This is a genomic window from Klebsiella sp. A52, from assembly GCF_018388785.1.
GTDB classification, from domain to species: domain Bacteria; phylum Pseudomonadota; class Gammaproteobacteria; order Enterobacterales; family Enterobacteriaceae; genus Klebsiella; species Klebsiella aerogenes.
Window position 1 is genome coordinate 4167577 of sequence record NZ_CP074437.1, and the last position, 24472, is coordinate 4192048.

Here is a 24472-nt window from a genome sequence, read left to right on the forward strand (position 1 = left end):
GCGCGTCGCCATCCGGGACTCTCCTATAAACTCAACAAGCTGGCGCTGGCGATCGTTCTCTGTTTCTGCAGCGCCGCCAGCGCCTCACCGGTCATCAGCGATATTGCCGCCGTTGGGCATACCGACACGCAGGCCGGGCCGCCATCTCGCTGCTCGCAAAGATCGCACTTCACGATAACCGGCGGATGCGCCGCCGATGTCTCGATAGTAATCGCGCCAAATGGGCAGGCGACGACACAGCTCTGGCAGCCTATGCAGCGCTCGGCATCGGCCTCGACCCGTTCGGCGCCCATCGCCAATGCGCCGGTCGGACAGACCCCAACGCATGGCGCGTTCTCACACTGATGGCACATCACCGGCACGCTCAACGTGTCGAGTCGCATCACCTTCAATCGCGGATGAAATTCCGCCCCTTCCGCCACATGCTCCAGTGCGCAGGCGACTTCGCAGGTACGACAGCCGATACAGGCCTGTGAACTGGCAAGAATAAAATGGGTCATCACCGCTCCTTATGGTCAAATCGCGCCAGCATTTCGCTTGCGGCCTGGCGCCCGGCAACCATTGCCGTCACCACCAGATCGGCGCCATGCACCGCATCGCCGCCGGCATAGATTTTGTCATGGCTGGTCTGCGTGGTGCCGCGACCTTTGCCGCCCGTCACAATCTGCCCCCAGCGGTCAAGTTTGATGCCGTGCCCCCGCAGCCACGGCATGTCATGGGCCTGGAAACCAAACGCCAGCACCAGCACATCGGCCGGGAGTTCGAATTCTGAACCGGCAATTGGCCGCGGGCGGCGGCGGCCATCCGGTCCTGGTTCACCCATTTCGGTACGGATCATCCCGACGGCGCTGACCTGGCCTTTACGGTTACGCAGGATATATTGCGGCTGAACGTTAAACTGAAACGCCACGCCCTCCTCCCGCGCGTTCACCACCTCTTTTTTCGAGCCCGGCATGCTTAACTCATCGCGACGATAGGCGCAGGTCACGCTCTCGGCTCCGCGACGCACCGCGGTGCGCAGACAGTCCATCGCCGTATCGCCACCGCCCAGCACCACCACCCGCTTACCCTTAATGTCGGTTAGCGGATATTCGGCGCTCTCTTCAAGCCCCATCACCTCACGGGTATTGGCAATCAGGAACGGCAGCGCCTGAATAACACCCGGCGCATCTTCGCCATCAAGACCAGCGCCCATCAGCCCATAGGTGCCGACGCCTAAAAAGACCGCGTCATAGTTAGCAACCAGGTCGCTGAAGGCCACGTCGCGCCCCACTTCCTGATTGAGATGGAAACGAATCCCCATATCGCTGAAGATCTCACGCCGCAGCGCCATTACCGTTTTTTCCAGCTTGAAAGACGGAATGCCGAAAGTCAGCAGCCCGCCAATTTCAGGATGTTTATCAAAAACATCAACCTGTACCCCGGCGCGCGCGAGAATATCCGCGCAGCCCAGTCCCGCCGGTCCGGCACCGATAATAGCCACGCGTTCCCGACGCGGCGCAACCTCGCCTGTGGTTGGCCGCCAGCCCATCGCCAGCGCGGTATCGGTGATATACCGTTCAAGATTGCCAACCGCCACCGCGCCGCCTTCGTTTTTCAGCGTACAGGCGCCCTCACATAGCCTGTCCTGTGGGCAGACCCTGCCGCAAATTTCCGGAAGCGAACTACTTTGATGACAGAGTTCTGCGGCCTCAATAATTTTGCCCTCACGCACCAGTCGGATGAAATCGGGAATATGGTTGTGTAATGGGCAGGTCCAGTTGCACCAGGCTTTTTGCGCGCAGTACAGGCAACGCTCGCTTTCATATTCGGCATCACATTCGCTAAGGCGCTGGTAGATCTCGGCAAAATGCGCTTTTCGCTCCTCCGCGGCAAGCTTCTTCGCCCCCACCCGCGGCGCTTTATCCAGGATCGCTTCGCGCCTTGCGCCACGATGCTCGGCCAGCGGCTGCCCTTGGGCGGAGCGGATTTGTCTTTCCCGCTGTAACCGCAGAAGCGCGCTCTCGTCCATTACGCGCAGCGCCTGTGTCGGGCAACTGGCCACGCAGGCCTGTTCTGCGGAGGGGCGCTCGCGACAAAGATCGCATTTTTGCGCCAGCTGCGGGCCATCTTCCCCGCTGGCGACCATCTCGATTGCGCCAAATGGGCAAGCGACGACGCAGTTTTTGCAACCGATACACTCGGACTGGGTAAACTGGATGCTGTCGTTGGCGACATACAGCGCCTGAGTCGGGCAGGAGGTGACGCAAGGCGCGTCGTTGCAATGGTGGCAAGTGGTCGCAGTACTGGCATTCCGGTGGAAGACAACATGGATGCGCGGAACAAAGGCGCTGCGCTGTGCCGGCCAGGCATCCTGATGATGCGCCGTGACGCAGGCTACTTCGCAGGCATGACATCCAATACAGTTCGCAACATCGGCCACAATAAATCGATTCATTTGCTTCCCTTTTATTCTTCTGGAATAGTCTCAGGGATGGATTGCAATATTCGGGCGATATTGGGCGCTCACCTTCTGCTGCCATTCATTTTTGCGAGTCAGCTCAAATTATTACTCTCCTGTCACTCTCGAATAAATAAAAGCTCATCAAATCACTGGGATGGAATCTCAAGCCCGTCCTGCCTTTTTATCATTTTTACCTTCTTAGCGCTTATTTCGCCTACCAAAATGAGACGGCATATATCTCAAACTGATATTCGCCATTTTTATTTCTGATGCCCGCTCGCAGCGTTAAACGGGCCTGCAAGAAATAAACATGCCAACCCGTGATTGATTTCACAAATATATTCTTCCACTACCGCTTCGCTCATTTTTGGCACAGCTTACGCATAACCCTCCTAACGCATAAGCAACTCCGTGCGCGTTATACGCTGGTGAACATCATCAGCAGAGGGAGGCAATGGCCTTCGAATCGTAACTTCTGCCCTTTCAGTTCGGCACGGGAAGAAGTCGTAAAGGAGACAACTACTTCATGAAAGATTTTGCCATTCCGGCCTCACGCAATACGGCGACTGTCGCGCCGGTCGATGAGGTCCTGCCAATTACGCAAATGATTCTCTATGGATTGCAGCACGTGCTGGTGATGTACGCCGGAGCGGTGGCGGTACCGCTGGTGGTGGGTAACGCGGTCGGTTTGCCTGCGGAGCATATTATTTTATTAATCAGCGCCGATTTGTTTATTTGCGGCGCCGCAACCATCGTGCAATCGATGGGCATCAAGCAGTGGTTGGGCTGCCGCTTACCGCTGATCCAGGGCTGTACTTTCGCCGCGCTGATCCCGATGGTGCTTATCGGCAAAGAGTACGGTATCGGGGCGATCTCCGGCTCGGTTATCGTCTCCGGCATTTTTATCCTCTGCTGCGCGCCGTGGATTAGCCGTCTCATTCGCTTCTTTCCGAAGGTGGTGATGGGTGGCATTGTGACGCTGATCGGCCTCTCTATTATGCCGGTCGCGGGAGGATGGATTGGCGGCGGCAGCAGCGAGATGGCCGGTTTCGGCGATCTCTTCTCGCTGCTGATGGCGGCCATCACGCTGGTCATTATTCTTAACCTTTATACCTTCGCCACCGGCGTGGTCAAGAACACCTCGGTGCTGATCGGGCTGGTGATCGGCACTATTTTATGGAGCTTCTTCAAGCCGCTGGATTTTAACCTCGTCAACGCTACGCCTTGGCTGCATCTGCCACAGGTGATGCAGTTCGCCCGGCCTGAGTTTCATATCGTGCCGGTCGCCCTGCTGTCGATGGTCATGGTGGTGGTGATGGTCGAAACCATGTCGTCCATCATGGCGACCGGCGATATCGTCGGTAAACAGGTCACGGCCAGCATGCTGCGTAACGGCCTGAATACCTGCGGACTGGCGACGACGATCTGCGGCTTCTTCAACCTGTTTCCCTACGCGGCCTTCGCGCAGAACGTCGGCCTGATTGGCCTGACCGGCGTACGCAGCCGCTTCGTGGTGTCGGTCTCGGGCGTCATTCTGATGCTAATGGGCATTTTCGCCAAAATGGCGGCGCTGGTGGTACTGATTCCGAAACCGATCCTCGGCGGCGCTGGTATCGTTATGTTCGGCATGGTTGCCGTTTCCGGTATTCGTACTCTCGGCCAGGTCAACTATCGCAACAATAACAATGGGATGGTCGTCGCGCTCACCCTTGGTCTCGGCATGATGCCGGTACTGGTGCCGAATCTGTTTACCCAGTTCCCGCCGATGATGCAGTTGTTTCTGCATAGCGGCATCACTATCGGCACCCTGACGGCGATTGTCGCCAACCTGACGCTGAACGGCAGCGTGCCGTTCCGTATTTCTCACGATGTCCCGGAACCGGACCCGGCGCCGCCGAGCGCGGCTGCCCGCAACATGGCCGTGCGTACAGTGCGCATGTGGCTACTGCTGCGCAAGGTACAGAAAGGTCAAACCGCCGCTGACGGCCAGGAGTGATTATGTCTATGTCGCAACGTCTGCTTTTTGCACTGTTGATGATGGCCCTGATGGCGGTTCCCGCCATCCAGGACGCCATTACCCTCGGAATTAACAGCCGTTTTATCTATCTGCTGCCGTACTATTTTTAAGGAGTCACACGATGGAAAAAGTAACCACCGTCTGTCCCTACTGCGCCGCTGGCTGTAAGCTGCGGCTGGTGGTGGACGACGGCATGGTCGTCGGCGCCGAAGCGGCCATGGGGAAAAACAATCAGGGCACCCTGTGTCTGAAAGGTTATTATGGCTGGGACTTCATTAACGATACCCAGATCCTGACCCCGCGTCTCAAAACCCCCATGATCCGTCGTAAGCGTAGCGGCAAACTGGAAGCCGTCTCCTGGGACGAGGCGCTCGATTACGTCGCCACCCGCCTTGGCGCCATTAAAGAAAAATATGGCCCGGACGCGATCCAGACCACCGGCTCCTCCCGCGGGACCGGTAATGAAACCAACTACGTGATGCAAAAATTCGCGCGCGCCGTTATTGGTACCAATAACGTCGACTGCTGCGCTCGCGTCTGACACGGCCCTTCGGTTGCAGGTCTGCACCAGTCGGTCGGTAACGGCGCCATGAGTAATGCCATCACGGAGATTGATAACACCGATCTGGTGTTTATCTTCGGTTACAACCCGGCGGATTCCCACCCTATCGTGGCGAATCACGTCATTAACGCCAAACGCAACGGGGCAAAAATCATCGTCTGCGACCCGCGCAAGATTGAAACCGCGCGCATCGCCGACATGCACATCGCGCTGAAGAACGGCTCGAATATCGCGCTGCTCAACGCCATTGGCCACGTTATTATTGAAGAGGATCTGTACGATAAATCCTTCGTCGCCAGCCGTTCCGAGGGCTTCGAGGAGTATCGCAAAATCGTCGAAGGCTACACGCCGGAGTCGGTGGAAGAGATAACCGGCGTCAGCGCTCAGGAGATCCGCGCCTGCGCCCGGATGTACGCCAGCGCCAAATCCGCCGCCATCCTGTGGGGCATGGGCGTCACCCAGTTCTACCAGGGCGTGGAGACCGTGCGGTCGCTGACCAGCCTCGCGATCCTCACCGGCAACCTCGGCAAGCCGAGCGTCGGCGTCAACCCGGTACGCGGACAGAACAACGTTCAGGGCGCCTGCGATATGGGCGCGCTGCCGGATACCTATCCGGGCTACCAGTACGTTAAGTTCCCGGAAAACCGCGAGAAGTTTGCCAGAGCGTGGGGCGTCGACAGCCTGCCGGAACATACCGGCTACCGCATCAGCGAGCTGCCGCACCGCGCCGAACACGGCGAAGTCCGCGCGGCGTACATTATGGGCGAGGATCCGCTGCAGACCGATGCCGAGCTTTCCGCGGTGCGCAAGGCGTTTGAACAGCTGGAACTGGTTATCGTCCAGGATATTTTCATGACCAAAACCGCCGCCGCGGCCGACGTCATCCTGCCGTCCACCTCGTGGGGCGAGCACGAAGGTGTGTATACCGCAGCGGACCGCGGCTTCCAGCGCTTCTTTAAAGCGGTGGAGCCAAAGTGGGACCTGAAAACCGACTGGCAGATCATCAGCGAAATCGCCACCCGGATGGGCTATCCGATGCACTACAACAACACCCAGGAGATCTGGGATGAGTTGCGGCATCTGTGCCCGGACTTCTACGGCGCCACCTATGAGAAAATGGGCGAGCTCGGCTACGTCATGTGGCCATGCCGCGATGAGTCCGACACCGACCAGGGGACGTCGTATCTGTTTAAAGAGACGTTCTCTACGCCGAGTGGTAAAGCCCAGTTTTTCACCTGCAACTGGGTCGCGCCGGGAGATAAACTTTCTGAACAGTACCCGATGGTGCTCTCAACGGTGCGAGAAGTCGGTCACTACTCGTGCCGTTCGATGACCGGTAACTGTGCGGCCTTAAGCAGGCTTGCGGATGAACCGGGCTATGCGCAAATCAACACCGCCGACGCCGAACGGTTAGGCATCGAGGATGAAGCGCTGGTGTGGGTCAACTCGCGTAAGGGGCGCATCATCACCCGCGCGCAGGTCAGCGATCGGCCGAATAAAGGCGCGGTGTATATGACCTACCAGTGGTGGATCGGCGCCTGTAACGAGCTGGTGTCGGAGAACCTGAGCCCGATAACCAAAACGCCGGAGTACAAGTACTGCGCGGTTAACGTTGAGCGGATTGCCGATCAGCGCGCGGCGGAGCAGTACGTGATCGACGAGTACAACAAGCTGAAAGCCCGCCTGCGCGAAAGCGCGATGGGTTAAGGTTCGACGGCCATACCCGATATCCGGGAACCTCCCCCGGTGGCGCTTACGCTTACCGGGGCTACCGACCGAATACCGAACCGTAGCCCGGATAAGGCGCCATGCGCCGCTATCCGGGAATCCTCCGCCGGCGGCGCTTACGCTTACCGGGGCTACCAACCGAATACCGAACCGTAACCCGGATAAGGCGCGATGCGCCGCTATCCGGGAACCCTCCCCAGTGGCGCTTACGCTTACCGGGGCTACCGACCGACTACCGAACCGTAGCCCGGATAAGGCGCGATGCGCCGCTATCCGGGAACCCTCCCCAGTGGCGCTTACGCTTACCGGGGCTACCGACCGACTACCGAACCGTAGCCCGGATAAGGCGCCATATGCCGCTATCCGGGAACCCTCCCCGGGAGCGCTTACGCTTACCGGGGCTACCGACCGACTACCGAACCGTAGCCCGGATAAGGCACTACGCGCCGCTATCCGGGAACCCTCCCCGGTGGCGCTTACGCTTACCGGGGCTACCAACCGACTACCGAACCGTAGCCCGGATAAGGCGCCATGTGCCGCTATCCGGGAACCCTCCCCGGTGGCGCTTACGCTTACCGGGGCTACCAACCGAATACCGAACCGTAGCCCGGATAAGGCGCCATGCGCCGCTATCCGGGAACCCTCCCCGGTAGCGCTTACGCTTACCGGGGCTACCGACCGACTACCGAACCGTAACCCGGATAAGGCGCCATGTGCCGCTATCCGGGAACCCTCCCCGGTGGCGCTTACGCTTCCGGGGCTACCAACCGACTACCGAACCGTAGCCCGGATAAGGCGCTGTGCGCCGCTATCCGGGAACCCTCCCCGGTAGCGCTTACGCTTACCGGGGCTACCACCCAATACCGAACCGTAGCCTGGATAAGGCGCGATGCGCCGCTATCCGGGAATTATCCCCGGTGGCGCTTACGCTTACCGGGGCTACCAACCGACTACCGAACCGTAGCCCGGATAAGGGGCCATGCGCCGCTATCCGGGAATCCTCCCCGGTGGCGCTTACGCTTACCGGGGCTACCAACCGACTACCGAACCGTAGCCCGGATAAGGCGCCATGCGCCGCTATCCGGGAATCCTCCCCGGTAGCGCTTACGCTTACCGGGGCTACCAACCGACTACCGAACCGTAGCCCGGATAAGGCGCCATGCGCCGCTATCCGGGAATCCTCCCCGGTGGCGCTTACGCTTACCGGGGCTACCAAACGAATATCAAACCGTAGCCCGGATAAGGCGCCATGCGCCGCTATCCGGGAATTCTCCCCCGGTGGCGCCTTATCCGGCCACCAAATAGCACAAAACAGCAGCCCCGGTACAAGATCACGATTTAATCGCGTGTTGAATGGAGTCAATAATCGGCTGATAGCCGGTACAGCGGCACATATTGCCTTCTAATACATCCTTTATTTGCGCTTCGTCCGGGTGCGGCTCTTTGGTTAACAACTCGGTGGCGCTGACCAATACTCCCGGCGTACAGAACCCGCACTGCACGCCGCCCTTCTCAATAAACGCATCCTGTAATTTTTGCGTAATCGGATTATCGTTTAACCCTTCCAGGGTCTCGATCTCCGCTTCATCACACTGTTCGGCCAGTACCAGACAAGAACAAACGGCGTTACCGTCCATCAGCACCGTGCAGGCGCCGCATTCGCCAATCGAACATCCCTCTTTGGTGGCGGTAAGATGCAATGTATCCCGCACCAGATCCAATAGGCGCATATTGCCTTCTACTTTTGCTTCCACCAGCTTGCCGTTTACCTTCACTTTAATTGTGCTCATAGCTTTATCCTGTACAGGGCGCTCTGGCGCCCTGATTGAATCATTAAATCCCTGAGGCCCGTTGCGCCTCGGCCATCATGTCGCGGAACATATTGACGAACACCGGCTGCTTATATGCCGCCGACCAGCGCTTACCGATGGCCGCATAGATAAGCTTGTCCAGCACCTCGCAGGCGCTGTTAATCGTGTCGCTATTTAACGGTTTCCCTAACAGGCAGCGTTCAATATCCAACAACCGCTGCGGCTTGCTGAACAGCGCGCCGTCCACCAGACGGCAGTAGCTCACCGTGCCATCATCAGCAAAATCGAGCAGCGCGCTCAGGCTCTGACGGGTGATGTTGAGGGCGTTGCGCCGCCCTAACTGGTGATAAAACCCTTTCGCCTGCGGGCGCGCCGGCGGCGGCAGTATCACTTTGGTCAGCAGTTCATCCGGCTGGCGCTGGGTCTTGTAGCCGGACAGCAAGAACTCGGCCAGACCGAGGGTGCGTACGCCATTTAGCGAGCGCAGTTCGATGCGCGCGTCATAGAGGATGGCAGGCGGAATGGAATCGCCGCAGGGCGCGGCGTTGACGATATTGCCGCCGATGGTGGCGCGGTTGCGGATCTGGTGCGAACCGACGGTATGACAGGCCTGCACCAGCAGCGGGTAACGTTCGCGCAGCAGCGGATGATCGGTAATACGGTTAAAGGTCATCGCTCCGCCAATGATGACCTCATGGCTGACCGGATCTTCGCTCACCTGCGTCAACTCCGGCAGACGGGAAATATCAACCAGCCGCATCGCGCGGGTTTGCAGACGCCCCTGCACAATTACATCGGTACCGCCGGCGATAGCCGTCACGCCCTCTTGCGCCAGCAGAGTTAACGCCTCCTGCAGGCTTTTCGCGCGAGTCACTTCCACGTCAGTGAGACGCAGCACCTGCTTCTTGTTTTCCGCCTCCAGCATCATTTCGCTTTGGCGAACCGGCTTTTTCAGGTTGTAGCCGAGGATCACCTGTTCAAGGGTCAGCGGTAATTTATTAAACCGCGTCTCGAGGGCGAAACTTACCGCGTTGTTGATAGCCGCCGCCGCGAGTTCAGTGGCCGGCTCGCCGATCCCCTTCGCCCCCAGAGGCCCGGCGATATCCGGGTTTTCTACGCCGATAATCGTCATCGGCGGAATATCTTTCATCGTCGGTAGCAGGTAGCTGTCGAAGTTTTCCGATTTGACCCGGCCGTTTTCAATGTTGAAGTCTTCCAGCAGCGCATAGCCGAAACCCTGCGCCACCCCACCGTAAACCTGGCCTTCAAAACCCACCGGGTTGAGTACCCGGCCCACGTCATGGGCGGCGGTAACATGCAGCAAATCGGTTTTACCGGTGCTGGTATTCACCCGTACCTCCGCCACCTGGCAGCCGTAGACCCAGGTAAAGTACGGGCTGCCGCAGCCTTTTTCTTCATCCCAATGAATAGGCGGCGGCACAAACCAGCCGTACTCGGTCAGGCTGACGCTGGCCCATTTGGTCTTATTAACCGCGGTTTTGAAGTCAATACGCCGTTCATTGTCCTGGGCGTTGATGATAAAGCCATCCTGCCACAGGGTTTCTTCCAACTCACGGGTGCCGATGCTGTCGCCGACGACGCTGAGAATACGGCGTTTTATCTTGTCCGCGGCGTCAAGAATCGCCCCGCCGCCGACCATTGTCCCGCGGGTCGCCGCCGTCGATCCGCCGTCGCCGATAACCGAGGTCGGCGGCTCTATAAAATGCAGTTCCGACAGTGGAATACCAAAGGCTTCCGAGGCGATTAGCGACATCGCGGTTTGCAGACCCTGACCGTTTTCCGATACCGATGTCGCCAGATTGACGCTACCGTCTTCATTGACCTGGATAAGCGCCGTCGAGGTATCAACCCCTTCCGCGCCAATGGAACAGCCGCGGTAGCTCAGCGCCAGGCCAATACCATATCGATAAACGCCGCCTTGTTGGTTCAATTCACGATAGTGCTGGCGTTTTGCCGCAAATTCCGAGGCATTCACCGCCTTACTCAGGACTTCAGTCGCCGAGACGGTGTGTTTATCAAACCGCTGCCCGGTGACCGAGGTATCTCCCTGACGCAGCGCATTCACTTCACGCACCGCCACCGGCGAGAGATTGAGCACTTCGGCAATTTCATCCATAAAGGATTCGTTGGCGTAAACCACCTGTGGTGAACCGAAACCACGCATCGCCGAGGTATAGCTGTTGTTGGTATAGACGGCTTTGACGTCGATATGGACGTTATCAATATTGTACGGCCCCGCCGCCTGCACCGAAGAACGCCAGGTGACGAACGGGGAAGACGCCGCATAGCCGCCGCTGTCGGCAAGAATATCGATTTTGATCGCCAGAATACGCCCGTTGTCGTCCACCCCGGCCCGATACTTCATTTTATAAGGGTGGCGCTTACAGCTTTCGATAATGGACTGCTCGCGGGTGTAGGTAAATTTAACCGGACGACCGGTAAGCCGCGTCATCAATGCGGAACGGCAGGCCAGATGATCGATGATGTCGTCTTTCCCGCCGAACGAGCCGCCCATCACCGCGCGTTTGACGTTAATCTGGCTTTGCGGACAGCCCATAAACTTAGCCACGAAGCTGCGTACGCGGTGCGGGTTCTGAATGGAGCCGGAGATAATCAGGCTACCATCGGTAGGATCAAGCCAGGTCAGTACGACTTCCGGTTCGATGTAGGCGTGTTCCTGGAAGCCCACTTCATATTCACGTTCAATCACGTGACTGGCTTCGGCAAAGCCTTTGGCGATGTCGCCTTTAACGGTGTGGTGATGGGCGGCGATATTATCGCTGCGCTCCGGGTGAATTCGCCGGGCGTCCGCCGCCAGCGCGGCTTCTACGTCCGTTAGCGGCTCATAAGGCGTATAGCGCACATGAATTTTATCCGCCGCTTCGCAGGCGGCTTCATAACTGGTTGCCGCCACCACGGCGACGACATCGCCGTGGAAGACCACCTCGTCTTTGACGATAGGCAGATAATCTTTGACGATGATCCCCACGACCGGTGTACCGGGGATATCCTGCCAGGTGGCGATTTTTACTACGCCTGCAACATTCAGCGCCTCGCTAAGATCTATCGCCTCGATTTTCCCGGCGGGTATATCCGCAAAGCGGCAAACGCCATACAGCATGCCCGGTAAGGTAATATCGTCGCCATAAACGGCCGTTCCTTTGACTTTCGCCAGTCCATCCACGCGCCGTAGCGGCGCTGAAGGTGAAGCACACATAACAGTCCCCTCAATGATTATCCGTTGCGGGCAATCCCGGGTTCGCTAAACGTCGCGCTATCCATAACCCATGGGAAAAGCCACTTCACCGATAACAAATCCAAGATTTGTGCCAGAAATCAATGAGGTGCTGCGTAAGCTTCGTTTTTGTGAGTCGCCGCGCAAAATACGGCTAAAGTGCGGAGAAAATAGCGCTACTAAGGCCGAGGCCCGCAGGCCAGAAACATTTCGCCGCCATTTTTATCAAAGTGATAGCCCGGTTTTCTCAAATTAATAATTTGCCCCTGTACTAGACGGTATAGATACGGATCTCGTGTTCACGGAAAGCATCCCGGTATTTACGGCTAATGTTTTCCTCCACCACCAGCACATCAATGGCGCTGCTTTCAGCTACCACAAAACGCGCGACGGCGGGGATTTTATCTGAGGTTAAGCCAACGATAATCTCACTGCACTGTTTGATAACCGCTTTCTTAAATTCACAATCGGCGTGATCAAAGCCGGTTAAACCTGACTCCGGAGCCATCGCGCAGCCGCCAATAAACCCCTGGTCGAAGAGGATCCCCTGTACCTGGGCCACCGCCGATGCGCCGACACAACCGCCAGCCGCGCGTTGCACCAGACCTCCGAGCATCACAACCTCGTAAAGCGGTTTTTTAAGCAGAACCGCCGCGATTTCCGGAGAATTGGTAACCACGGTTAAGGCCAGTTCGCCCGGTAGCGCTTCCGCCATTGCCAGATTAGTGGTGCCGGTATCAATAAAAATACAGCCGCCCGGTTTCACTAGCTGTGCGCACTTCTGTGCGATCCTGCTCTTTGTTGCCCTGTTTTTCTCTTTACGTTCGCTGTACTCCATGGATTCCGGCAGGGTCATCACCGCGCCGCCGTAGACTTTCTTACAATATCCTTCTTTGCTCAACTCATGAAGATCGCGGCGAATAGTATGTTCAGAGACCTGTAAGCGCTGGGCCAAATCGGCGCAGACGACCCTACCGTCCTCCTGCAGGATCTGACAAATCAGCGCTTGTCGTTGCTGAGGGAAAGCAGCATAATCGAGCACAATAACTCCTTTAAATAAACATAACGAGCAGCAAAGAGCATAATCATTCACTCATGCGCATGCTGTCAACCCGAACCCTTACGAGGTAAATCATGAAAGTTGCCCACATCGCCCTCTGGACCCGCCATCTTGAGCAACAAGCACGCTTTTGGGTGGAGTTTTTTGCCGGTGAAATCAACGAAAAATACCACAGTAAAACCAATCCTGGTTTTGAATCCTACTTTGTAAAAATTGGCTCTGACCTGGCAATTGAGTTAATGGCTAAACCCGGCTTACAGGACTCGCCCCGCGATAACAACCATACGGGGTGGGCGCATCTGGCGATCGCCGTCGGCGGCGCGGAACAGGTTAATGCGTTAGCCAAACGCGCTGAAATGGCGGGCATTTTAGTCTCTGCCCCACGCACCACCGGTGATGGCTATTATGAGGCGGTTATCAAAGACCCGGATGGTAACCTGGTGGAAATCGTCGCATAGTAAGGGAAACCCACATGAAGGAGTCAATCGTGGCACATTATCGCGTCATTGATAAAGCGAGCTGGCCTCGCCTGGATCATTTTACGTTCTACCGTACCTTTGCCAATCCCAGCTTCAATCTGTGCGTACCGGTCGAAGCGCAACAGTTGTATACCTGCGCGAAGGACCACGGCGTCTCCTTCTTTCAACTGGCATTATTCGGCCTGTTGCGCGCGGCCAACGCCGTACCGCAGCTAAGACAGCGCCTGCGCAACGACGATATCATCGAATATGACGCCATCTCGGTGATGACGCCGATCATGACGACCAGCGAAGGTTTTCGGCAGGTATGGTGCGATAACGCCGCTGATTTCCCCGCGTTTAGCGCCGCCGCAACGCCGCGCATTGAGGCCGCAAGAAGCACCAATCCCTCACCGCTTATTGTGGAAGAAGAAAATTTCTTTTGCGCCAGTTGCCTGCCGTGGCTGCACTTCAGCGCCATGACCCATGCGGAATACTACGTTGGCGCGGCGGTGCCCGCCCTGACGTGGGGGAAACTGAAAAATGGCATCATTCCGGTTGCCGGCCGATTTAATCACGCTTTTGTGGATGGCCTGCACGCCAGCCGTTTTTATGCCGAAGTTGAATATTATTTCGCCAATCCGCAGGCTCTGTGGCTGCCGGTTGAGGCCCGCGATTAGCTGCCGCGGCATATAGAACAATCCACTATGACTTCCCCGAAAACCGGCATTATATTGCCGGTTTTTTGCTAATGCGAAATGGCTATAAACCATAGCGTTTCGTTGTTAGACAGTATTCAGCGCGCCTCTTATCTTCGTCATGAATTGTAAATAACAACGCAATCATTTGATGAGGTAGCACTTTTGTCCAGATTACGGCAAGGATTAAAAACCAGACAAACGCGCTTCGCGCTGGCGCTGAAAGTGGCGCTACTCGGTAGCATGGTGGCATTTTCTTCTGTCGCCAACGCCGACGATATCCTTAAAGAAGGGATCACTCCCGCAACCGATGCCAGCCAGATCCCGGCAAGCGCCAAACTGCGTAAAGACACGGTGGTGGCCGGCATTTCCGAACCGCAGGGGATCTTTAACCCTTACTTCTTCGTCAACGGCTGGGATGAGAACGTCACCAACGTTATTTTCTCGCGCCTGATTGACTGGGACAGTCAGGGGAAGCTGGTGCCGGGGCTGGCTGAGAGCTGGACGGTGAGCGCGGATAACAAAGTCTATACCATCAAATTACGCCCTAACCTGACCTTCAGCGACGGATCGCCACTCACCGCGGAGGATGTCGCCTTTACGCTGACCGTTCTGCTCGACCCGAAATATGACGGCGACACCGATATTACTCTGGCCAATATCGCCGGCGGCGCAGAATATAAAGCCGGCAAAGCCGATAGCGTGAGCGGCCTGAAAGTTATCGATCCGCTGACCCTGCAGGTTACCACCACTCAGCCGGGCGCGACGACGCTGGCGAAAATCGGCGGTCCGGTATTATCAAAAGCCTGGTACGGCAAAGGGTATCAACGCGGAAATCTGGATTATCTGCGTTCTCTGCACGGAAAACCGCTGGGTAACGGCCCGTATGTCTACGATAAATATATTCCCGGTCAGGAGATTCGCTTCCACGCCAACACGCATTTTTACCGCGGTACGCCGCCAACGCCACGCTTTATCTATCGCGTGACCAATCCGTCCACCAATTTCCAGTTATTCCAGACCGGCGAAACCGACTACGACGCCTTCACCTCGCGTCCGGATGATATTGAGCAGCTTAAGATGCTCGGTTTTGCCAATATCAACCTCTACGGTTCCAGCGACTACAGCCAGGTGGAGTTCAACATCCATCGCCCGGCGCTACAGGATAAAAAAGTGCGTCAGGCGCTGATTTACGGGCTTGACCGCCAGAAGTTAATCGACGTGGTGTATCAGGGATACGGCAAGGTAGCCATTGAACCGATCGCGCCTATTTCCTGGGCTTTCAACGCGCAGGGCGTCAACCCCTATCATTACGATCCGGCGCAGGCGAAAAAACTGCTCGATGAAGCGGGCTGGCTGCCTGGCGCCGATGGCATCCGCGTGAAAGACGGTAAACGGCTGGAGCTGACCCTGCTGGCGAGCAAAAAAGTCATTAACGACGCGCTGATTCCGATTGCCAAAGAGAACTGGCGGCAGATCGGCGTGCTGCTGAAACCGCAGGTGGTTGATTTCAACGCGCTGATGGCGCAGCGCAAAGCGGGTAATTACGATCTGGCGTCGTTTAGCACCAGCACTCTCAACGATCCGCATGACGGCGTGTGGGACTTCTACAGCAGCGAAGCCAAAGAGTCGGGCTACCACAATGCTGAAGTCGATAAGCTTATCAATGCGGGTAACGCGGTGCTGGATGTCGAACAACGCAAGCCTATCTATCACCAGCTGTACCAGGTGCTGGCCGAGGATCCGCCGGTTATCTTGCTTGGATACCGGGAGATTCTTTCCGCCAGCAGCGCCCGCGTGACCGGCTTTAAGCCGGATATCTATAACGGCCTCACCGGCAGTTTGCCGGACGTGAAAATCGTGAAGTAAATCCCCCAGCCGCCGGCCTCCCCGGCGGCTGATGTGAGAATGTTATGAAAAATTTCATCCTGAGGCGCTTATTGCAAACGCTGCCGATGCTGCTGCTGGCCTCCTTTATCATTTTTATGCTCTTTGCCAAAACCCCCGGCGACTTTATCGATGGCAATATCACCTTGACGGCCGCCCGCGCCGCCGAACTGAAGGCGATATACGGCCTCGACCAGCCGCTTTTCACCCGCTACCTTCACTGGCTGGGGCAACTGCTGCGCGGGGATTTAGGCTTCTCGCTGCAATACCAAATTCCAGTCAGCCAGCTACTGAACCAGTACATCTGGAACTCCTTCCTGCTGGCAAGCGTGGCGCTGGTTTTCTACTGGGGTATCGGCCTGACGGTTGGCGTGGTCTCCGCGCTCAGACCTAATTCCTGGTTTGATCATCTGGTGAGTATCGCGGTGTTCGCCGCCATGTCCTTTCCCACCTTTTTCCTCTGCCTGCTGCTAATTAAGTGGTTTGCCGTCGACCTTCACTGGCTGCCGGTAGGCGGGATGACCAATACCGGCAGCGACGATAGCGGCTGGCAGTATGTGCTGCAGGTCGCCGCCCATCTGGTACTACCGGTACTGGCGCTGGTGATGCTGCAGGCCGGTAGCCTGACGCGCTATTTTCGCGCCAGCATGCTCGACGTGGTGAAGATGGATTTCATTCGTACCGCCCGTGCTAAAGGTCTGCGAGAACGCACGGTTATCATGAAACACGCGCTGCGCAATGCGCTACTGCCGGTCATCACCCTGCTTGGCTTTGAACTGCCGGGATTGTTCTCTGGCGCCATCATTACCGAAAAAGTATTTAACTGGCCGGGGGCCGGACACATTCATATCGATTCGCTGGCCGCTCGCGATTATCCGGTATTGATGGGGTTTACCCTGTTTCTGGCGGTGCTGACGATCATCGGTAATTTACTGGCCGATGTGCTCTACGCGTGGGCCGATCCGCGCATTCGAGTGAGGTAATGATGATAACTTCCCTGTTTGGCCACCGTCGCCGCCTGCGCCAGGCGACAATCCCCGCGCTCGCGCAAATAACTCCCTCTCCATGGCATCAGGCGTGGCGCCAACTGCGCCGCAACCGAATGGCGATGCTGTGTTTAATCCTGCTTGCGGTGATGGCCCTGTGGTGCGCGCTCGGGCCGATGTGGTCGCCGTGGAAAGATGACGCCACCGATGCGCTGATGATCAACAAACCACCTGGCGCCGAACACTGGTTAGGTACCGATTTTCTTGGCCGCGATATCTATACGCGTTTACTGCTGGCCGGGCGCATTTCACTGATAATCGGCCTGTTGACTATGCTGCTATCGGTAACGCTGGGCTACCTGCTGGGAGCGCTGTCGGGCTATGTCGGCGGGCTCACCGATAAACTGATCATGCGGCTAGCCGATCTGGTGATGACGATACCCGGCCTGCCATTATTAATCGTCGCCGGCGCGATGCTCTCCGAGCTCGACTTTTCGCCGGATTCCCGCATCTGGATGGTCGTAATTATGCTCAGCCTGCTGGAGTGGCCGAAGCTGGCGCGGCTGGTGCGCGGGCAGTGCCTGTCGCTACGCGAGCGCGATTTTATGCTGGCGACGCAGGTACTGGGACTCTCGGCGCGTCGCCGGCTGTTCGGTCACCTGCTGCCCAATACCATCCCGATTCTGGTGGTGATGGCGACAATGGCGGTCGCTAACGCCATTCTGAGCGAATCGGCGCTGAGCTATCTCGGCCTCGGCGTGGTACCGCCGACACCATCGTGGGGCAACATGATGGATGCTGCTAACAGCCTGATTGATTTTCAGCGGCGACCGTGGCTATGGATGCCTCCCGGGATTGCCATCTTTATTACTGTGATTGCTATTAATGTGCTGGGCGACGGCCTGCGCGACGCAATGGACCCGAAAATGAAACAGAGGCTGAAATGAGCACGCCATTAATTTCTTTTAAGCAACTTTCTGTCTCTTTCGCTGCTGAAGGTAGCCGGGTGCGCGCGGTACAGGAGGTCTCTTTTTCGATTCAGGCCGGGCAAACGGTAGGTATCGTCGGTGAGTCCGGCTGCGGCAAAAGCGTGACCGCCATGTCGTTAATGGGCCTGCTGCCTCCCCAGGCCGCTCGCATTGACGGCGGCGAGATCCATTTCGAAGGACGCGATCTGCTCAAGCTGAAAGCCCGTCACATGGCCGACCTGCGCGGCAACCAGTTGGCGATGATCTTCCAGGAGCCGATGTCGGCGCTCAACCCGGTACTGACCATAGGCGAACAGCTCTGCGAGCCGCTAATACGTCATCGCGGCGACTCGCCGCAAGCCGCCTGGCAGCGCGCAATACAACTGTTAAACGAGGTTGGACTGGCGCGCAGCGAAAGCCTGATGACGAACTATCCACACCAGCTTTCCGGCGGCATGCTACAGCGGGTAATGATCGCCATGGCGCTGAGCTGCCGGCCAAAATTATTAATAGCGGATGAACCGACAACCGCGCTGGATGTCACCGTACAGGCGCAGATCCTGCGACTGCTGCGCGACCGCGCGCGCGAAAACCAGATGGCTCTGCTGCTGATCACCCACGATCTGGGAGTGATCGCACAGATGGCCGAACGGGTAGTGGTGATGTATGCCGGGCGGGTCGTCGAACAGGGAACCACCGCCGAGGTACTGCGCCAGCCGCAGCATCCCTATACCCGCGGTCTTATCGCCTCTCGCCCGGTGCCGGGCGCACGCCGCCGGCGGCTGTACTCCATTCCCGGCCAGGTACCGGATCTCGCGCAACTGCCTGCGGGCTGCGCGTTTGCCGATCGCTGCCAACAGGCAACCGCGCGCTGCCGCCAGGATACACCGCCACTTTTGGGGCCCTCTCACCAGGCGGCCTGTTTTTATAGTGAATTCACGGAGTCGGTGGCATGAATCAGCCCTATGTAATTGAAGTTAATGGCTTGAAAAAGTATTTTCCGCTGCGCGACGGCCTGTTCGGCCAGCAGACCGGGGAACTGCGCGCGGTCGATGACGTCAGTTTTAATATCCGTCCGGGAACGATTTTCGGCCTCGTCGGAGAATCCGGTAGCGGTAAAACCACCGTTGGCCGCACCTTGCTTGGATTGTATGAAAAAACCGCCGGCAGCATTAAATTCCGCGGTCAGGAGTTATCCGAACTGTCAGCGGCAGCAATGCAGGCTTTACGGCCAAAAATTCAGCTGGTATTTCAGGACCCCTATAGTTCACTGAATCCACGCATCCGCATCGGCGAGGCGATTGGCGAGGCGATGCTGCAGCATAAACTGTGCACGCGCGCTGAACTCTATGAGAAAGTCATTGCGGTGATGAAGATATGCGGGCTGGCGCCTCAGCATTACCACCGTTTTCCGCATGAATTTTCCGGTGGTCAGCGGCAGCGCATCGGCATCGCCCGCGCGCTAATTCTGAATCCGGACTTTATCGTCGCCGATGAACCCATTTCCGCACTCGATGTGTCGATTCAGGCGCAGATTATCAATCTGTTTGCCGACCTGCGCGACGAACGTGGCGTCACTTTTCTATTCATCTCACATGACCTCGGGGTAGTGGAGCATCTGTGCGACGACGTGGCGGTGATGTACCTCGGTCAACTGGTGGAAACGGCCAGCCGCGATGCGCTGTTTAGCCGCCCTCTTCATCCCTATACCCAGGCGCTGCTGGCCGCTGTCCCCACGCTGGATCCTGATAGCGAGCCGCTGGCGGTCGTTCAGGGGGAAATTCCCGACCCTTCCCGACCGCCTGCTGGCTGCCGCTTTTCATCTCGCTGCCCGCAGGCAAACGAACGTTGCCGTCGCGAACCGCCGCGTCTACGCGAAATCGCGCCGGGGCACCAGGTCGCCTGTCATGAAATTGAGGCTGAATCGCGCGTGGTTATCGCATAACAATAACGGCAATAAGATCATCGTTTAGCGGCAAATTTTGCCGCTATCATCTCCGCTGTCGGCTGTATTCCTCCGAGGCTCCACTGTTCCGGCTCGTGTTCATCAATACGGATCCAGACGGACTGACGGAATTGCGGATCGCCCCGGCCTTCAATTTCCACCATGAGGTCAGTCATGCGACGCAGCAGTTCATTCTTCTGCTCAGTGGTCATGATCCCTTTAATCGTTTGCACATTAACAAAAGGCACAGTATTCTCCTGATTAACTGAGTCTATATTTCAAACTCAGGTTAGGAGATAACCTAAATCATGTCAAAATATAATTCATCCCCTTACCTGCCCGCGGAACTTTGCGGCCTGGCGGAAAGCGCTAAAATTGTTGGCGATCAATGGATTTTATTGATTTTAAGAGAGGCGTTTTACGGCGTGACGCGTTTCGAAACGATTCGCGTTCATACCGGAATGAGCAAACAGACGTTAACTCAGCGTTTAAAATTGATGGTTGATGTGGGGCTACTACGTAAACTTCCCTATCGCGAAGCGGGGGCGCGTGAGCGTTATGAATATACGCTGACCGAAAAGAGCCGCAGCCTGGCGCCGGTCCTTTTTGCCCTGATGGAATGGGGACATCAGCAACTCCTGCATACGTCGCCGCATATCCAGTTAGTAGATAAAACCAGCGGTGCGCCGGTGTCTCTGGCCTACGTCAATGCCGCAGGGCAGCGTATTGCGCAAAGCGATGTTCAGATAGTAAAAGTCCAGGATTGACCCCTGCTACGCGCGGGCTGTCAGTCAGTAACAGGTCCCGTTTCCGGGACCTGTTTCGTTTAGAGACGTTATTCCTCCAGCGCGTAGGCGATAATATCGTCACCGACGTCCGGCGAGTGGCTGGCGCCGCCGGCGGAAATCAGCACGTATTCTTTGCCGGTTTTCGGCGATTTGTAGACCAGCGGCGCCGCTACCGCGCCAACCGGCAAGCGAGCGCGCCACAGCTCTTTACCGCTGGCGGAATCCAGCGCCCGCAGGTAGTTATCCTGGGTACCGGCGAAGAACACCAGACCCGAGGCGGTGGAGGTTGGGCCGCCCAGGGTCGGCATTCCCAACGGGATATGCAGATGGGTTTTCATCCCCAGCGGCCCGGTATCTTCTACCGAACCCATCGGCACCTGCCACAAGAGCTGACGGCTGTTCAGGTCAATAGCGCTCATGGTACCAAACGGCGGGGTATTACAGGGCACGCCCAGCGCGGACTGCAGGATGTCGATACGCACGCCGCCGTAAGGCCCGGCAACTTGCGGGCGAACGGTGCCCATAAAGCCAGGGACTTCGTCGGTGGAGACTTTGTATTTCGCCATCTCTTCTTTGCGCACCAGCGACATCCGCAACGGCATACGCATATCGTTGACGAACAGCGTGCCGGTACGTTCATCGATGGTGATGCCGCCCCAGTTCATGCCGCCGAGCAGGCTTGGCCACTCGATATACGGTTTCTCTGACGGCGGCGTATACATGCCAAGGTAGGTCGACTCTTTAAAATCGATACGGCACATCAGTTGGTCGAACGGCGTCACGCCCCACATTGATTTTTCGCTCAGCGGCTCGACGCCTAACTGCGGCATGCCGGTAGAGAACGGCTGGGTGGCAGACAGATGTTCGCCCTCCGCTCCCTGATGAGCGACCGGCAGTTCTTCGACGCGGGTCACCGGTTTGCCGGTGCGGCGGTCGAGCACGTAAATCTGTCCGGTTTTGGTGGTCTGGATCAGAACCGGGACGTCCTCGCCCTGCTCGTTTTTCATGTGGAACAGTACTGGCTGCGATGGCAGGTCGTAATCCCAGATATCGTGGTGAACGGTCTGGAAAACCCATTTTGTTTTACCGGTACTGGCATCCACCGCCACCACCGCGGAGCCATATTTCTCTTTCGCTTCATTCCGATCGCCGCCCCAGTAGTCCGGCGGCCCGTTACCGGTCGGCAGATAAACCAGATTCAGCTCTTTATCAAAGCCGGGAATGGTCCACACGTTCGGCGTTTCGAGCGTATAAACGCGGCCTTTTTCGGGGTCGGTGATATTTTCCGGCTTGCCGACATCCCAGGCCCAGACGACTTTACCATCGCGTACGTCAAAAGCGCGTACGACCCCGGATGGCTCGCCGTGTACGATATCGCGTACCCAGCCGCCCAGCACCGCAATATGCCCCATGATCACCGGCGTTGAAGTCGGATGGTAGCGTTTGCTGTTTTCGGTGTCGCCCATGCCCTGCTTCAGATCCACGCTGCCGTGGTCGCCGAAGTCAGCGCACAGTTCGCCGGTTTTTGCATTCAGCGCCAGCAGGCGCGCATCCACGGTCGATACCATGATCCGCTGCGGACACTGTTGCAGCGCCGGGCTCGCTTTTTCTTCCGCGCTGAGCGTATCGTCGCTCTGCACATCATAGTAACCCACGCCGCGGCAGGTCACATGTTCCGCCGTCTGCGCATGCGGGTCAAAGCGCCAGCGCGCCTTGCCGGTATCGGCATCAATGGCGGTCACCACGTTAAGCGGCGTACAGGAATACAGCGTATCGCCAATTTGCAGCGGCGTATTTTCGTCAACGCCAATGGCCGGGCCGGTCAGGCGGCGGCCTGTGTGGTAGGTCCAGGCAACTTTCAGCTTATGAACGTTTTCCGGGGTAATATCTGTATACGGCGCAAAACGGGTGCCGGAGGCATCGCGGCCGAAGAATTCCCAGTTATCGCTTTTTGCCGCCTGCGTCGCGCTGTTGCCATTCGCCGCTTTCACGACGCCATTATGGATGCCGCCGTGCGGGTAGAACGCCGAAACCAGCGTCGCCAGCAGCGCAATAAAGATAACCGTCGCGCTCCAGTTCGCCAGACGCACGCGAGCCACCGGCATCGCCGCCGCCAGCCATAGGGCCAGCATCAGCATCAGCGCAGGAACCACCAGACGAGGGATCAAGCCCCAGTAGCTGAGCTGCACTTCATACAGCGCCCAGGCCAGCGTTAACAGAAAGGTAAGAACAGCAAGAGGAAGCGCGTATTGACTACGAGTGAAGTAACCGACGGCGATGATGAGATAAGCGAGACCGGCTAACAGATACCAGGCGCTGCCGCCGAGCGAGAGCAGCTTGCCCCCCCAGATAGTTAAGAAAATCCCAATGCCAAAACTCAGTAACACAAAAAGCAATCGGTATATGGTGAAGAAGATCCTTCGACCATGACCTTTTTGTTCGTCCATATTTCATCCCATTCGACATATGTCGATATAACCAAAGCATTTATTTTAAAGCGCCGATCGATAAGCGATGCCGTACAGCGCAGTTAACCTGTTGGTTGGACGCCCCAAACCAGGGCGAAGAACGTAAGAAAGTATATGGACATGTAAATTTTATGTAAAATTTAACCGCATAAAATGTTTAAAATTTTTTAATTTATAAACTGGATTTGATAGATGAGCAGGTTGTAAAGGAGAGTGGTATTAGACGGGCCGCAAGGAAGGAGATGGCATCAATCATGGCTTGCCGACCCGCCGCCCCCGGCGAATCGGCAATCCAGTATTATGGTTGGTTGGTGTTGTTACCTACGCTAATCTGCCGTAATGCTGCGATCAGATCCAACTGCGCCTGCTCTTTTAAACTCTCACGTTTAATGAACTGGCTGCGATGTTTACTTTTCACCTCTTCAAGACTTTTTTTAATCTCTTGTGGAGGTAATTTGTACCAACCGCGCCGCTGCTTCTCGCCGCCAATTTCTAACCACAACTCTGAGTAACTGGCTTTCACCTTGTCGCTCTTCACATGGTAGTCGCTGTCGATGGCGTAGATCTCACGGATATTAAAGTGGCGCAATAACCCGTACAGCAAGGTGATAATCAGGTTTTTTGGCCGCGTGCCGTAGAGCTCTTTGGTCAACGCCTTCACTTCATCGTTGCTAATGTCTTTACCGCCCTGAATACCGCCAATCCACGCGCTTCCTTGATCCGTGCAGGAAAAACAGACGCTATATACGCGTTTATTTTCAAAGAACATCTGCAGCATCAGTTCCCCCTCTTCCTGGAACGGCGAGGCCAGAAGTTTCACTTCCAGGCTGGTTCCATTCTTCAACGGGATGGTAATCATCGAGCAACCGAACGACGATACATTATACAACTGCGGTAATATTTCCGCCTGAAAGCTTTTTTCAATAAAATTCAAAGCGCCATGGGCAATATTCAGTTTAGCTCTTTTCGACATTCGCTTATTTAAATATGCCTTAAAAGGCTTATCTTCAAAATGTACCAGCCCCGGTGTCGCACTGGTCAATTTTGCACATGTGTATGTCTGGCAAAGCCGTTGATATTCCTTGTACTTACCTCCTGTTAAAGGTATTTCGCGACATTTTCGCAATACCTTTTTATATTTAAGTTTTACGTGACAAATGACTTTATTATTTCTCCGCCATTCTTTGATGGCAGATGCTGTTATCGATACCATTGATCAAGGTCCATAGACTCATCCATAATCGCGGCCATATTACCATATCTGAAACGGGTCAATCGTTATTTACTGGTTCGTTGTCATTTCATTTAAGAAACAATCCGAAAATTATCATTTTATGCTTCCATATAATAAATGAATAATGTCAACTATGAATAATAGCGGTTATTGACTAATACCC

At 56.4% G+C, this 24472-nt stretch carries 19 protein-coding genes; 11 read left to right on the forward strand and 8 right to left on the reverse strand.

Translation table 11 applies throughout. From position 1 onward, the window contains the following. Positions 1-23 precede the first annotated feature (23 nt). Together KGA69_RS19710 and ygfT are read right to left on the reverse strand one after the other, a co-directional pair. Complete coding sequence (locus tag KGA69_RS19710) at positions 24-500, reverse strand: 4Fe-4S dicluster domain-containing protein (RefSeq protein ID WP_045392545.1); 477 nt, start codon at positions 498-500, stop codon at positions 24-26. After that, positions 500-2437 carry a formate-dependent uric acid utilization protein YgfT gene (ygfT, locus tag KGA69_RS19715; RefSeq protein WP_063447946.1) on the reverse strand — a complete coding sequence of 646 codons (1938 nt, stop codon included), beginning with the start codon at positions 2435-2437 and terminating at the stop codon, positions 500-502. Before ygfT ends, KGA69_RS19710 begins: the two co-directional genes overlap by 1 nt. A gap of 532 nt (positions 2438-2969) precedes the next feature. Here ygfT and KGA69_RS19720 point away from each other — a divergent pair. Genes KGA69_RS19720 through fdhF form a run of 3 tightly spaced genes read left to right on the forward strand, consistent with a single transcriptional unit; the run spans position 2970 to position 6729 of the window. Beyond that, on the forward strand, positions 2970-4439 hold the full coding sequence (locus KGA69_RS19720; RefSeq protein WP_015366914.1) for a nucleobase:cation symporter-2 family protein: 1470 nt from the start codon (positions 2970-2972) through the stop codon (positions 4437-4439). Positions 4440-4441: 2 nt separating this feature from the next. After that, positions 4442-4570, forward strand: a complete 129-nt coding sequence (locus tag KGA69_RS24250; RefSeq protein ID WP_015366915.1) for a hypothetical protein — start codon at positions 4442-4444, stop codon at positions 4568-4570. An 11-nt stretch (positions 4571-4581) separates the two neighbouring features. Further along, positions 4582-6729 (forward strand): formate dehydrogenase subunit alpha, encoded by a 2148-nt coding sequence (gene fdhF / locus KGA69_RS19725; protein WP_213292607.1) that lies wholly within the window; start codon positions 4582-4584, stop codon positions 6727-6729. A 1352-nt stretch (positions 6730-8081) separates the two neighbouring features. Here fdhF and KGA69_RS19730 read toward each other — a convergent pair. The 3 genes from KGA69_RS19730 to KGA69_RS19740 form a co-directional block, all read right to left on the reverse strand. Then, entirely contained in the window at positions 8082-8540 is a 459-nt protein-coding gene (locus tag KGA69_RS19730; protein ID WP_015366918.1) for a (2Fe-2S)-binding protein, read from the reverse strand. 43 nt (positions 8541-8583) lie between these two features. Continuing rightward, on the reverse strand, positions 8584-11799 hold the full coding sequence (locus tag KGA69_RS19735) for a molybdopterin cofactor-binding domain-containing protein (RefSeq protein ID WP_213292608.1): 3216 nt from the start codon (positions 11797-11799) through the stop codon (positions 8584-8586). Between the two features lie 289 nt (positions 11800-12088). Then, entirely contained in the window at positions 12089-12859 is a 771-nt protein-coding gene (locus tag KGA69_RS19740; protein ID WP_045397662.1) for a DeoR/GlpR family DNA-binding transcription regulator, read from the reverse strand. A 92-nt stretch (positions 12860-12951) separates the two neighbouring features. Here KGA69_RS19740 and KGA69_RS19745 point away from each other — a divergent pair, with 92 nt between their 5' ends. The 7 genes from KGA69_RS19745 (at position 12952) to KGA69_RS19775 (ending at position 19819) form a co-directional block, all read left to right on the forward strand. Next, positions 12952-13335 (forward strand): VOC family protein, encoded by a 384-nt coding sequence (locus KGA69_RS19745; RefSeq protein ID WP_045397664.1) that lies wholly within the window; start codon positions 12952-12954, stop codon positions 13333-13335. Between the two features lie 29 nt (positions 13336-13364). Next, on the forward strand, positions 13365-14015 hold the full coding sequence (locus KGA69_RS19750) for a CatA-like O-acetyltransferase, family 1 (protein ID WP_045397692.1): 651 nt from the start codon (positions 13365-13367) through the stop codon (positions 14013-14015). A 183-nt stretch (positions 14016-14198) separates the two neighbouring features. After that, positions 14199-15902 carry an ABC transporter substrate-binding protein gene (locus KGA69_RS19755; RefSeq protein ID WP_045397666.1) on the forward strand — a complete coding sequence of 568 codons (1704 nt, stop codon included), beginning with the start codon at positions 14199-14201 and terminating at the stop codon, positions 15900-15902. A gap of 44 nt (positions 15903-15946) precedes the next feature. Then, positions 15947-16903: an ABC transporter permease gene (locus KGA69_RS19760; protein WP_015705201.1), complete on the forward strand. Its 957-nt coding sequence runs from the start codon at positions 15947-15949 to the stop codon at positions 16901-16903. A 2-nt stretch (positions 16904-16905) separates the two neighbouring features. Next, a complete protein-coding gene (gene opp4C, locus KGA69_RS19765; RefSeq protein ID WP_045397668.1) occupies positions 16906-17853 on the forward strand; it encodes an oligopeptide ABC transporter permease in 948 nt (315 codons plus the stop codon). Beyond that, the gene (locus KGA69_RS19770) at positions 17850-18830 is read left to right on the forward strand and encodes an ABC transporter ATP-binding protein (protein WP_047050612.1); all 981 of its coding nucleotides are present in this window, start codon (positions 17850-17852) and stop codon (positions 18828-18830) included. The genes opp4C and KGA69_RS19770 overlap by 4 nt, the downstream gene beginning before the upstream one ends. Next, entirely contained in the window at positions 18827-19819 is a 993-nt protein-coding gene (locus KGA69_RS19775) for an ABC transporter ATP-binding protein (protein ID WP_047050611.1), read from the forward strand. The genes KGA69_RS19770 and KGA69_RS19775 overlap by 4 nt, the downstream gene beginning before the upstream one ends. 17 nt (positions 19820-19836) lie before the next feature. Here the strand turns inward: KGA69_RS19775 and KGA69_RS19780 are convergent, their stop codons facing one another. Then, a complete protein-coding gene (locus KGA69_RS19780) occupies positions 19837-20067 on the reverse strand; it encodes a tautomerase family protein (protein WP_047050609.1) in 231 nt (76 codons plus the stop codon). A 60-nt stretch (positions 20068-20127) separates the two neighbouring features. Between KGA69_RS19780 and KGA69_RS19785 the strand changes: the two genes are divergently transcribed. Further along, a complete protein-coding gene (locus tag KGA69_RS19785) occupies positions 20128-20586 on the forward strand; it encodes a winged helix-turn-helix transcriptional regulator (RefSeq protein ID WP_049060071.1) in 459 nt (152 codons plus the stop codon). A gap of 68 nt (positions 20587-20654) precedes the next feature. Here KGA69_RS19785 and KGA69_RS19790 read toward each other — a convergent pair whose 3' ends face one another. Both KGA69_RS19790 and KGA69_RS19795 read right to left on the reverse strand, forming a co-directional pair. Then, positions 20655-23054: a membrane-bound PQQ-dependent dehydrogenase, glucose/quinate/shikimate family gene (locus tag KGA69_RS19790; RefSeq protein ID WP_049060070.1), complete on the reverse strand. Its 2400-nt coding sequence runs from the start codon at positions 23052-23054 to the stop codon at positions 20655-20657. Between the two features lie 319 nt (positions 23055-23373). Continuing rightward, on the reverse strand, positions 23374-24288 hold the full coding sequence (locus tag KGA69_RS19795) for a DUF535 family protein (protein WP_045397678.1): 915 nt from the start codon (positions 24286-24288) through the stop codon (positions 23374-23376). Positions 24289-24472 lie beyond the last annotated feature (184 nt).